At 62.0% G+C, this 12,244-nt stretch carries 10 protein-coding genes; 6 read left to right on the top strand and 4 right to left on the bottom strand.

Annotated elements, in window-relative coordinates; genetic code table 11:
• Nucleotides 1–60: 60 nt before the first annotated feature.
• The 4 genes from JMY28_RS37445 to JMY28_RS37430 all read left to right on the top strand — a co-directional run bounded on the left by JMY28_RS37445 (nucleotide 61) and on the right by JMY28_RS37430 (nucleotide 4,569).
• A complete protein-coding gene (locus tag JMY28_RS37445) occupies nucleotides 61–1,482 on the top strand; it encodes an aldehyde dehydrogenase family protein (RefSeq protein ID WP_201700920.1) in 1,422 nt (473 codons plus the stop codon).
• A 16-nt stretch (nucleotides 1,483–1,498) separates the two neighbouring features.
• Nucleotides 1,499–2,281 (top strand): class II aldolase/adducin family protein, encoded by a 783-nt coding sequence (locus JMY28_RS37440; RefSeq protein WP_201700919.1) that lies wholly within the window; start codon nucleotides 1,499–1,501, stop codon nucleotides 2,279–2,281.
• A 318-nt stretch (nucleotides 2,282–2,599) separates the two neighbouring features.
• Entirely contained in the window at nucleotides 2,600–3,916 is a 1,317-nt protein-coding gene (locus JMY28_RS37435) for an MFS transporter (protein ID WP_236597219.1), read from the top strand.
• 62 nt (nucleotides 3,917–3,978) lie between these two features.
• Nucleotides 3,979–4,569, top strand: coding sequence for an HD domain-containing protein (locus JMY28_RS37430; RefSeq protein ID WP_201700918.1), 591 nt, complete (start codon nucleotides 3,979–3,981; stop codon nucleotides 4,567–4,569).
• Between the two features lie 486 nt (nucleotides 4,570–5,055).
• Here JMY28_RS37430 and JMY28_RS39410 read toward each other — a convergent pair whose 3' ends face one another.
• A complete protein-coding gene (locus JMY28_RS39410) occupies nucleotides 5,056–5,280 on the bottom strand; it encodes a substrate-binding domain-containing protein (protein ID WP_268960703.1) in 225 nt (74 codons plus the stop codon).
• The gene (locus tag JMY28_RS39405; RefSeq protein ID WP_268960702.1) at nucleotides 5,232–5,651 is read right to left on the bottom strand and encodes a substrate-binding domain-containing protein; all 420 of its coding nucleotides are present in this window, start codon (nucleotides 5,649–5,651) and stop codon (nucleotides 5,232–5,234) included. The genes JMY28_RS39410 and JMY28_RS39405 overlap by 49 nt, the downstream gene beginning before the upstream one ends.
• 220 nt (nucleotides 5,652–5,871) lie before the next feature.
• Between JMY28_RS39405 and JMY28_RS37420 the strand changes: the two genes are divergently transcribed.
• Entirely contained in the window at nucleotides 5,872–6,273 is a 402-nt protein-coding gene (locus JMY28_RS37420; protein ID WP_201700917.1) for an MFS transporter, read from the top strand.
• Nucleotides 6,274–6,511: 238 nt separating this feature from the next.
• On the opposite strand, the gene JMY28_RS37415 is transcribed toward JMY28_RS37420, so the two are convergent.
• On the bottom strand, nucleotides 6,512–7,570 hold the full coding sequence (locus JMY28_RS37415) for a BKACE family enzyme (protein ID WP_201700916.1): 1,059 nt from the start codon (nucleotides 7,568–7,570) through the stop codon (nucleotides 6,512–6,514).
• A gap of 813 nt (nucleotides 7,571–8,383) precedes the next feature.
• On the bottom strand, nucleotides 8,384–10,435 hold the full coding sequence (locus tag JMY28_RS37410; RefSeq protein ID WP_201700915.1) for a beta-propeller fold lactonase family protein: 2,052 nt from the start codon (nucleotides 10,433–10,435) through the stop codon (nucleotides 8,384–8,386).
• A 687-nt stretch (nucleotides 10,436–11,122) separates the two neighbouring features.
• Here JMY28_RS37410 and JMY28_RS37405 point away from each other — a divergent pair.
• On the top strand, nucleotides 11,123–12,133 hold the full coding sequence (locus tag JMY28_RS37405; RefSeq protein WP_201700914.1) for a helix-turn-helix domain-containing protein: 1,011 nt from the start codon (nucleotides 11,123–11,125) through the stop codon (nucleotides 12,131–12,133).
• Nucleotides 12,134–12,244 lie beyond the last annotated feature (111 nt).

Genomic DNA, 12,244 nt, shown 5'->3' with positions numbered 1-12,244 from the left:
GGGCACCTGTGCGCGGTGACTGGCGGCAGGCCGGCTCCTGCCATTTTCATGAGACTTTCAATGCACCAGATCAACACCTTCTACATCAACGGCCAATGGGTCGAGCCAGCCGCTGGGGCTAGTTTTGTCGATATCGTCAATCCGGCATCCGAGGCGGTCACCGGCAAGCTGGCGATGGGCGGAACGAACGATGTCGATCGCGCCGTCGACGCAGCCCGCGCCGCATTCCCCGCCTGGTCGCAAACCAGTCGCACCGATCGCCTGATTCGTCTGAACCGGATCGCGGAGCTGTACAAGGCGCGCATCGTTGATATTGCCGCTGCTGTCACCGAGGAGATTGGTGCGCCGTCGTGGCTTAGTCGCGAACTGCAGGCGACGGCTGGCCTTGGGCAGATTCAGGCGACGATCGCCGCGCTGGAGGCGTTTCCTTTTTCCACTACGCGTGGCGCTGCCCAAGTGGTCAGGGAACCGATCGGTGTGGTGGCGCTGATCACGCCATGGAACTGGCCGCTCAATCAGATCGCCGCCAAGGTGGCGCCCGCGTTGGCGGCGGGCTGCACGATGGTGCTCAAGCCGTCGGAAGTGTCGCCGCTCGATGCGCGTATCTTCGCGGAGATCGTGCATGAGGCAGGCGTACCCGCCGGTGTTTTCAACATGATCTATGGCGATGGCAAGATCGTGGGCGGAGCCTTGTCTCGTCACGCAGACGTGGACATGGTCTCGATCACCGGCTCGACCCGAGCGGGCGTTGACGTCGCGATCAATGCCGCGCCTACCGTCAAGCGGGTGATGCAGGAACTGGGCGGCAAATCGCCCAACCTGATTCTCGATGACGCTGACCTGAAGAAAGCCATCCCGGCCGGCGTGATGCAATGCATGGTGAATTCGGGGCAAAGCTGCAACGCGCCTACCCGCATGCTGGTCCCGCGGCACCTTTACGAACAGGCCGTCCAGATCGCGGCTGCCACGGCCGATGCATTGAAAGTGGGCGACCCGCTGCAGGCGGACACCAAGCTGGGTCCGATTTCGAATCGCGCCCAATACGAGCGGGTGCAGTCGATGATCGAAACCGGCATTGCCGAAGGTGCGCGTGTCGCCGCAGGCGGTCCGGGACGCCCCGATGGGCTGACGTGCGGCTTCTATGCACGCCCCACCATATTTGCCGACGTGCACAACGGCATGACCATCGCGCGGGAGGAAGTCTTCGGGCCGGTGCTGGTCATGATCCCGTATGACAGCGAGGCCGAGGCGATCGAACTGGCAAACGACACCCCATACGGCTTGGCCGCCTACGTCTGGTCAGCCGATCGGGCGCGTGCTCAGCGGGTGGCGGGGAGCTTGCGTGCCGGTACGGTGCAGATCAACGGGGCGCGCATGGATTTTTCCGCTCCATTCGGCGGATACAAGACGTCGGGCAACGGCCGCGAATTCGGAGAGTATGGTCTGGCGGAGTTCCTTGAGTACAAGACCGTAGTGGGCTAAACGAGGATCGGGCCAAATGAGGAGTACAAGTGTGACAGCAATCGATGATGACGTGAAAAGCCGTGTATCGCCTGCTGAGTGGGAGGCCCGCGTGAATCTTGCAGCCGCCTACCGGCTCACCGCTATGTTTGGCTGGGACGATCTGGTTTTCACGCATATTTCAGCGCGCATACCTGGTCCCGATCGTCACTTTCTCATTAACCCTTTCGGGTTGATGTTTGATGAGATCACCGCATCGTCGCTGGTGAAAGTAGACCTCGACGGTCGCAAGCTTTCTGAGTCGCCTTACGACATTAACCCGGCAGGCTTCACGATTCATAGCGCGATTCACGCGGCTCGCGAGGATTCGCATTGCGTGATGCATACGCATTCGGTCAACGGTGTTGCCGTATCGGCACAGGAAAAAGGTCTGCTGCCGATTTCCCAGCAGTCGCTCGCGGTGCTAGCTGCTCTTGGGTACCACGATTATGAAGGCGTGGTGCTCAATGAGGAAGAGAAGCCCCGACTGGTTCGCGACCTTGGGGCCAACACGTTCCTGATGCTACGCAACCATGGCCTGCTTACGGTGGGCGCCACGTGCGCGGATGCGTTTGTGGCCATGTATCTGTTCGAGGCAGCATGCATGATCCAGCTTCGCGCGCAGGCTGGCGGCGGCAATCTGATCCATGTTCCGCGACTCATCCGGGATGGGATCAGGGGGCAAACGAGAACGGTCACCAGAGGTGTGGGCGGCGGCCAGATGGCATGGCCAGGGCTGCTTCGCCGTCTTGGTCGCATGAACCCAGGCTATGCGGATTAAGCATAGCCGCTGCTGTAAAAGCCCATGTGGCGTTCCCGGCCAGACCCGAATCATGGTCCGGGTCTAAGTGACGGTAGTCCTTGCCTCTGCGGTTATGGCGTGCAGAGAGCGATGGCGGGATGCCGAAAGATCGTGCCTCGAGCGCGGCAAAAAGTTCTTTGGAGACAAGATGACAGACAGTGCAGAAATTACCTGCCGGGCCGTATTGGCCGCGGAGGGCAAGTGGGCAAGATTGCGGCCTTGCCTGTCACGAACTTCATGCCGCGTATTGATGCGAAGAACGGCGATGCCTGACTTACGCGCCCCCGCGAGGTCGACATGATGGATGCACCGGTGAACGATCTCTTCTGCTATCGACCGCGCGCCGCCTGGGCCATGACGGCGATGTTGCTCCTACTCATGCTGGTCAACTTCCTCGATAAGGTTGTGCTGGGCATGGTGGCCGTTCCAATGATGGCTGAGCTTCATATGTCGCCCGCTGAATTCGGTCTTATCGCAGGCGGCTTCTACTGGTTATTTTCTATCTCTGCAGTCGTTGTGGGCTTTGTGTTTGATCGCATTGCCGCGCGCTGGCTGCTGTTGGCGATGGGCATCAGTTGGGCGGTCCTGCAGTTGCCCATCGCGCTGGCCGGCGGGGCGTTCACGATCCTGCTTTGCCGCATGTTGCTCGGTGCAGCGGAGGGGCCGGCATTTCCGGTTTCAGTCCACGCACTGTACAAGTGGTTTCCTGATGAAAAGCGCAGCCTGCCGATCGGGGTGATCGGTCAGGGCGCCTGCCTTGGGCTATTGATGGCGGGCCTGTTGATTCCGCTTGTCAGTCAGCGCTGGGGCTGGCGCATGAATTTCATCATCCTTGGTGCCGCCGGCGCGCTCTGGAGTGTGATGTGGGCATGTTTTGGCCGTGAGGGCAGGCTCGACGAGCGAAGCTTGCAGCGCAGTTCCGTCGGGGTCGCCCCGGCCCGCGCGCCCGTGCGGCTGCCGTACCGAAAAATATTGCGCGACCCGTCGGTGCTGGCGCTTCTTCTATTGGGGTTTGCGGCGTACTGGATGATCGGTGTGGCACTGACCTGGCTGCCCGCGTATCTCGAAAAAGGACTGGGCTTCAGCAGCGTCAATGCAGGGCGCTGGTTCGGCGTCGTCGTGGTCTCTGTCATGCCTGTCACGATCGGCATCAGCTGGCTGTCGCAACGCATGCTAGCGCACGGTGCGACGACGCGTCAGGCGCGGGCACAACTGATCTGCCTGAGCGTCATGCTTAGCGGCATGTTGTTCATGGTACTTGCTTTGACTGGTCTTCCGGCTGGGCAAAAGATCATTCTGTTCGCTCTCGCGAGCGCGCTGTCGCCCGTTGCCACGACGATGAGTCCAGTGATGCTGGGGGAAATGGTGCCTGCGAATCAATATCGCGCCGTAGTTTCGATTTTTACGGCAGTGGGCAATGTAGCCGGCGCCATCGCACCAGCGATCATGGGTCGTCTCGTGCAGGCTTACGGCAGCACGGACGTCCAGGGCTACGAAGCAGGCTTCGTGTGTGGCGCGGTGCTTCTGGTTACGGCTTCGTTCGTGGGCCTGCGCTGGCTCTATCCTGCGCGATCGAAGCATGCACTGATGGGCGAGACCGTTACGGCAACCTGAGGCAGTTGCCACAGGCAGTGACTGCCCCCCCCACAACCACCATTCAAAAAGGAGCGTAGACAATGACCCGGCAAGCTACATTCGTTCATATTGGCGAAGGCACGCCCGAAGACTGGGCCGCCATCACGGCGGAATTCAGGCCGTATGCGGCGGCGCTGCCCGAGCGCTTGCTTGACCATCTTCGCATGCTCGAGGCGGACTGCGGAGGCTTCCCGGTCGATCGCCTGACGCACTGCCTGCAGACCGCGACGCTCGCGCACCGCGACGGACGCGATGAAGAATACGTGGTGTGCGCGCTGCTCCACGATATCGGCGATACACTCGGGACGTACAACCATGCGGATATTGCCGCCGCCGTGCTGAAGCCTTTCGTGAGCGTGGAAAACCTGTGGATGGTGCAGCATCACGGCATCTTCCAGGGTTACTATTTTTTCCACAATCTCGGCCTCGATCCGGACATGCGTGAACAGTTCCGCGACCAGCCCGAACTATTCGAGCGAACCGCCGAATTTTGCGCGAAGTACGACGCTCCCGCCTTTAACCCGGACTACGACACGCTGCCGCTGTCGTTTTTCGAACCGATGGTGCGGCGTGTTTTCAGTCAGCCGCGCAAATCGATGTACGTGAAGGCAGACGCGAAGGCGACGGAGTAGCAGTGCCATACGTCCGGCCGCGTGTGCATGCATCGCGCAACGCGAAGATAGCCACAGTCATCCTTGACGATACAATTCTCCGCCGCGTCGAGCCGGGTCAATCTCATCGTTTGTAACGACACCATGCTCAAAAGGGATCGCGGGCGCAGAGTCGCGGACGGAGAGCACTTCGCCATAGCCGAAGCGCTCGTGTGCCGGTGTGTTGATCACTGATCGGGTGTCCCTCGATTGGTTGACAGAAGGGTTCCGCCAGGATGCCGCCTTCGCGCTTCACGAGCGCCTTCGTGGAGTTCGTGCGAGAAAGGGTGAAGGAACGAGCAGGTCGTCCGCACCTGATTTGCAACCGACGCCTGCGAGATGGGTTCGGGGATTCGGTGGTTCGATGGGATCAGCCCGGTCGAACATCTGGCTCTTAACGATGGTTGTCATCGCACGGCCGCATTGCGTGCCCTGGCGGAACAACGGCCACATGGTTTCGCGGAGCTTTTATACCCGTGTCGGCGCGAGGTGCCCCGCGCCGACGCTCGATTCCCTAACCACGAGTTCAGGTACTGCAAAGTATTGCACGGGCGGTTTCTCGTCTTCCGCGGTTTCGCTCAGCCGGGCAAGCAGTGTCTCGCTCGCAATGGTGCCGAGTTTGCCCGCCCCCGCGAACAGCGTTGTCAAGGGCGGATTGGTATGCTCAGCCGCAACGACGTTGTCACAACCCACGACCGCCAAAGCTTGCCCGCGCGCTTGCCCATTCTGTCGAGTTCGTGCAGCACGCCGATTGCGACCTGATCGTTGTAGCAAACCACCGCTGTCGGCCGCGGCTTCATGTCGAAGATCGCGCGCACGGCGTTGCGCCCACCCTCGGGCGTCAGAGGGACATCGATGATCCAGTCGTCGTCGACAGGCAGTGAGTGCTTCGCCATTGCCGACAGATAGCCCTGTCTGCGTTGATTGGCGACTGCATAGCCCTTCCGGTTGCCAGCGAAAGCAATGCGCGTATTTCCCTGCGCGATCAGATGCTCGGTAGCCAGCGCAAATCCGTAGCTGTTGTCGACGCCAATGGTATCGACATCGGGCCCCATCGGACGCATGACGAGTACGAGTAGGAGTCTTGCTGCGGGGATCGATAACTGAAAACCGGTTCGCGCATCGCGCGCCCCGATCGGAGACGAAGCATGACAGCACAGGGATCGCGGCGAGCATCGCCGGTAGCGCAATGGAGTGGTATGACTTCAGCATCTATGGGACCGCTTCAGCACTCCTCTTTTCGGTTCTGTTCTTTCCCGGACTGGACCCTGCTCGACGTGGCTTTTGTTCGTCATTGTTGCCGGCATCGTGATCCGGATGCGCGTGAAGGAGAGTCCGGTGTTCGAAGAGATCAAAAGGACGGGGCACGCGAGCAAGCGGTCAGTGCGCGATCTGATATCGGAGGCACGTGGCACGTTGCTGGTCGACAAGTCGATCGGCACGATCGGTCTCACGATCGCTGCGGCGCTCGCGGTATTCACCATTCCGATGATGGGCTGGCTGTCCGACCGCTTCGGCCGACGGCTGATGTATCGGCTCGTTGCGCTGTTCACCTGCCTTTGGGCGTTTCCTGCTTTCTGGTTGTTTACCACGAAAGACCCTGTCCTGATCGTGATCAGCATGGCTGTGGCCATTGGTGTCGGCGTCTTCGGGATGTATGGGATATCTCGAATCTTTCGGGGCTAGTTATCTTCGAAATCAGGAAAGCAAACGCCGCAGCAACGCGTGTCGTCCGTCTCTGCTTGGTTTGCGCATCAATTAACCTGACGGTTGAATCGTTTGAAGACGTGATCGACGGCGAAGCAAACCGTCGCGTCGTCAAGCGCCATGACACCACGTTCTGTCGTCAGCGGATGCCGACCAAAAATTGCCCTGTGGGCGAAGATTCGGTCGGCGTCGACAGCATGTTCAGCGTGGTGCCGGGTCAGACTGCCTTGCGCAGGAAGCCCTGGGTGGCGCCATTGCGGTTCGGCGCGAAGCCGTTGGCCGCCAGCGTTTCTTCCACGGTGTCGTAGAACACGCCGATCTTGCTGATCTCGCGGGCCTCCTGGGCGGTCGCCACCGCGCGGCCGAATTCGCGCGACATGCGCACCAGCTGCTCGATCTGCTCGACCGTGCTCATGCGCTTCGTGCGCGACTGGTTCCAGAGGTTGTCCTCAATGCCGCAGCGCACATGCAGGCCCATCGCGATGCCCATCATGTTGACTGGGAGCACGTTGCGCATCGAGCTCTCGACCGTGAGGACCGCGCCGTCGGGCGTGGCGCGCAAAAAGTTCGACAGGTTGTAGATGTTCGGGGCATCCATGCCGCCGCCGATGGCCACCCAGTTCATGACGAGCGGGCCCTTGTAGATGCCGCGACGGATGAGGCGCTCCACCGACTCGAAGCTGTTGATGTTGTAGCACTGGAACGCGCTCTGGATCCCCGCGGCGGACAGGCGGCGAATGTGTTCCTCGGCCCAGCCGGGCTGCGCCGGCACCGTCATCTCCTTGTAGGCGTGGTAGACCGCGGGGTCTTCCATGGACGTGCCCTTGACGTCCGCGTCCTCCCAGTGCTCGACAACATTCATCTGCGAGGTGTTGATCGTGACCGTCACCTGGTCCGGCTTCGGATCGAGTTCGGCCAGCATGTGACGCGTGTCGTCGCTCAGCCATTTAGCCGCGGCGCCTTCGGTCTCGGGTGCGAAGCTGATCGAGCCGCCCACCTGGATGATCATTTCCGGCACTGCGTTGCGCACGCCGGCGATCAGTTCGTTGAACTTGGAAAGACGCTTGCTGCCCTTGCCGTCGAGTTCGCGCACATGCAGATGCAGCACGGTCGCGCCGGCGTTGTAGCAGTCCACCGCCTTCTGGATCTGCTGTTCCATCGTAACGGGGATGTCTTCCGGAAAGTCGGAGGGTACCCACGACGGCGCATAGGGCGCGGCCGTGATGATCAGGGGTTGCTGGTTCTCGGTGTAGAGGTGGCCGTCGAGAAAGTTCATGGCGTGTCCTTCTGGCAGTGAAGCAAGGGGGAGTAGTGCGCAGACGATACGCCAAACCGGCGCGATGCTTTTGGGCTTTCATGCCAATCTTTGACGATTTGGCGCCAACGCGCGTTTACCACGATACGGATGACGGGTGGGAGCGGACATGCGGCCCGCGTCACCCCCGTGAAGGGATCTGTCCAGTCCGTATAGCCTGGCGCGGGCGCGGCGGCCCAAAGAAACAGAAGGCTGCGGTAGGGGCAGCGGCAGGTTTTACGGGGTACTCGGATTCAGCGGTAGACGTTCGCCATACACGCTGCGTTGCGGAAATCGGGCGTTTTTGGCAACAGCGGGTCATCCGGCGGATGCCGACCCGTTTCCGCCCCTCGGCAAGTTTGTGCGGATGTCCGAGACGCGCTTCAGAGCGGCCGGTCCTGCCGCGCTGCCCGGTCGGGCGTCTCCGGATGCCATCGATTCCCGTTCGCTCCGGCTCACGCTCACGAAGGATCACAGGTCATCCGCGTTGGACGAACCGGTTGTCGATCTGTCCACCAGCCTCCCGGCGGCCTTCGCGCTGGCGAGACATCAATACTTCGTCAGACGAGGTTGCAGCCGGTGCGGCGGCCTTCAGCGCGCAGTGCCCGGTGTGACGGACGCAAAATCCTTCGGCCATTGCGCGAGCGCGTAGATCCCGCTCGCGATCGCGCCGAACATGACGGGCCGCAGAGAGGCATTCTCATTGCCCGAACAGGCCCGGGCCATAGGGGCAGCTGGGATCCATGAATTCTTGCTGGCCCCGGGCACGGGGTCGGGGCCAGTCGTTCATCCCCGTCAATGCACGGTGACTGAGACGGGCATATTGCCCGCGTTGATCGTCGCCAGTGACGTGAGCGCGCCGCCCGTACCGATGCTGTACTCGGATACGGTGCTGCTGGCCAGGTTTGCCACATAGACATACCGGCCCGTCGGGTCGACGGTGACTGAGTAGGGCACACTGCCCGTGGTGATCGTCGTCAGTGACGTGAGCGCGCCGCCCGTGCCGATGCCGTACTCCGATACGGTGCCGTCGTTCTCGTTTGCCACATAGACATACCGGCCCGTCGGGTCGACGGCGACCGAGAGGGGCTCATTGCCCGTGGTGATCGTCGTCAGTGACGTGAGCATGCCGCCCGTGCCGATGCTGTACTCCGATACGGTGCTGTCGCCCGAGTTTGCCACATAGACGTACCGGCCCGTCGGGTCGACGGTGACCGAGATGGGCGCAGCGCCCGCGGGGATCGTCGCCAGTGACGTGAGCGCGCCGCCCGTGCCGATGCTGTACTCCGATACGGTGCCGTCGTTCTCGTTTGCCACATAGACATACCGGCCCGTCGGGTCGACGGTGACCGAGACGGGCGTATTGCCGGTGGAGATCGTCCCCAATGACGTGAGCGCGCCGCCCGTGCCGATGCTGTACTCCGACACGGTGTTGCCGTCAGCGTTCGCCACGTAGACATACCGGCCCGTCGGGTCGACGGTGACCGAGATGGGCGAATTGCCGGTGGAGATCGTCCCCAATGACGTGAGCGCGCCGCCCGTGCCGATGCTGTACTCCGATACAGTGTTGCCGCCACTGTTCGCCACGTAGACATACCGGCCCGTCGGGTCGCCGGTGACCGAGTTGGGAGTGGCGCCCGTGGAGATCGTCGCCAGTGACGTGAGCGTGCCGCCCGTGCCGATGCTGTACTCCGATACGGTGTTGCCGCTGTGGTTCGCGACATAAGCCGCGAGCGCGCGGCACGCTACGATCACGCCTGTCACGTTGGCGGTGATACCGGTGCCCGTACCGCCGGTCACGATACAGATCTGCCCCGTGGGCTGCGAACCCACCGTCACCGCATAGCCGCCGTCGAAGGCGATCGGGGTGGCGAAGGTAAAGCCACCATTGGCCGTTACCGTGAGCGCGTCTCCACCGTTGTTCTTCAGCGTCACCTGCTGGCCCGTGGCCAGCCCGCTCACCGTCCCGCCAACGCTGTAGGTTGTCGTCGAGCAATTGACATTGACACCGGTCACGTTTGCCGTGACGCCAGTGCCCGTGCCGCCGGTCACGGTGCAGACCTGTCCGGCGGGCTGCGTGCCCACCGTTACCGCATAGCCGCTGTCGAAAGCGACCGGGGTGGCGAAGGCAAAGCCACCGTTGGCCGTTACCGTGAGCGCATCCCCACCGTTGTTCTCCAGCGTCACCTGCTGGCCAGTGGCCAGCCCGCTCACCATGCCACCAACGCTGTAGGTTGTCGTCGAGCAACTGACCTTGACGCCTGCCACGTTTGCCGTGACGCCCATGCCCGTTCCGCTGGTCACGGTACAGACTTCTCCGGCGGGCTGCGTGCCCACAGTTACCGCATAGCCGCCGTCGAAGGCAATCGGGGTGGCGAAGGTAAAGCCGCCATTGGCCGTTACCGTGACCATGTCCCCACCGTTGTTCTCCAGCGTCACCTGCTGGCCCGCTGCCAGCCCGCTCACCGTGCCACCAACGCTGTAGGTGCTCGTCGAGCAACGGACCTTGACGCCGGTCACGTTGGCCGTGACGCCGGTACCCGTGCCGCCGGTCACGGTACAGACTTCTCCAGCTGGCTGCGTGCCCACCGTTACCGCATAGGCGCCGTCGAACGCGATCGGGGTGGCGAAGGTAAAGCCGCCGTTGGCCGTTAGCGTGAGCGTATCCCCACCGTTGTTCTCCAGCTTGACCTGCTGGCCCGTGGCCAGCCCGGTAACGATGCCCCCGATGGTATAGCCTGGCGAAGACGGGTCCGTCACTGGACTCTTGCCGCCGCAGGCAGCGAGGAAAATGCAAAGGGCCGTGACGGCAAAGGGGCGCACGGCCCGGCGGACGAATTTGAACATGGTCAGAACGCGCGATGCACGTTAGTGGGTTGATGGGCGAGCCCGGTCGGTGGGAGACAGGATTGCGTCTCGCCTGAGCGGCCATCGTTATTCTGAAAAGTGGCCAGCAGCACAGTAGTTATCAGGTTTCTTCCCCGAATCATTTTTGCTCAAACGCTGCAGGCACCAGCACGTCATCCCCGCACGACGACACAGGCGGGAGGTGGAGTTGACGGCCGGAAATGGTCTGCCAGGCGCTGAACAACAGTTCAATGGCGTAGTCGCAGCCACTGCGTGCGACTACGCCCGCGATCTTCGTCCGCCGCGGTCGTTATGTTCTGCAGAGCAACCGATGTTGCATTAGGCCCAGTCCATCGTCATGTGCTGCGTCGCGCTACCGAACTTGCCGTGGCGCGGCCGCTGCTTCTGCCCGAGCGATGGACTTTTCGGCGAGGCAAAGTCTGCCGTGCCATCAAGGAAATGTCTTAACCATGCGTCTCAGTTTTTGTGTGATTCGAGCCACATCGACGCCGTGAAAAAAACTCGCTGGCACAAGGAGACAAGCACGGATACCCATTACATAGTGAAAGCTTTGCCTGATCGGCTATCCGGTACAATTGCCGCCGCCGCACACACGCACACGCACACGCACACGCACACGCACGCGCACACGCACACGCACACGCACGCGCACACGCAGACAACAGAATGCCCCCTCACGCAAACCGGGCCAGCGCTGAACCATCGCCGACAAGCGAAGTGGCATATAGCCATTTCGACGTAAAGTCCTTTGCACCGGACAGGCAATTTCTGGCCTGGCGGGAGCGTGTCGGTCACGTCATCGACGTGCTGCCGTCCCGGGCGGATGTTGCAAGACCGTTTCGGGCGGAGATCGAGCGCTATGGCATTGGCGACCTCTCCTTCACCGATTGCCGCTCGGAGACCATGGTGCTCGAGCGCTCGCTCGCTCGCATCTCGACCGACAACGCTCGCAGCTTCTATTTCCATGTCTTCGTTGAGGGCGACGCCGATTGCGTGTCGGTTCGGTCGTCCGCGCGGTCGGGCAGTTCTGGTGCGGCGACATTGCTCGCGCTCGATCTTGGCCAGCCGGTGCGGATGCGGCGCAACACCTGCCGCGTGCTCAGCTTCTTCGTGCCTGGCGCCGTCGCGGCGCAGGTGTTTCCCGATCCCGAGGCCCTGCACGGCCGGATGATGCGCAACGAAACGCCCCTCACCAGGCTGATCGTCGACCATGCAACGGCGCTGAGTCGCGAGATCCCGTTCATGGACGCGGGGGCGGCAAACGATGCGATACGCACGGGCGCCGATCTTCTGGTAGCGGCGTTTGGCCAGCAGGCCGGCCTGATTGGCAATGCGCGCTCGGCAGCGCGTGCGGCAATGTTTGGACAGGCCCGCCGGTACATTCAGGCGAACCTTCACGAAGCCGACCTTTCCCCTGAAAGCGTCGTGCAAGCGCTACAGGCCGCGCGGCCGAGCGTGTATCGGCTGTTCCAGCACGAAGGCGGTCTGCGCACCTATATCCGGCACCTCAGACTGAAGCAGGCGGCCGACGAGATTGCCCATCACCGGCATCGCACGCTCACAGAGATCGCGTACGGTCTCGGCTTCGCCAGTCCCTCTGACTTCACGCGTGCGTTTCGGCGTGCTTATGGAATTTCGCCACGCGATTTCCGGGAAATATCAGCCACGAAAGCCTAAGAAAATACCCCATTTTTCTGGCGTACAACGCGCGCAGGAGCGGCGACGCGACGCTGTTGCGGCTCACGTCTCCGTGTCCTCGAAAAATATTCCGTCTTCACGATGCCCCGC

Source organism: Paraburkholderia hiiakae, from assembly GCF_904848665.1.
GTDB lineage: Bacteria > Pseudomonadota > Gammaproteobacteria > Burkholderiales > Burkholderiaceae > Paraburkholderia > Paraburkholderia hiiakae.
The sequence above is the reverse complement of the archived record's forward strand: the minus strand, read 5'-3'. Positions and strand labels throughout refer to the sequence as shown.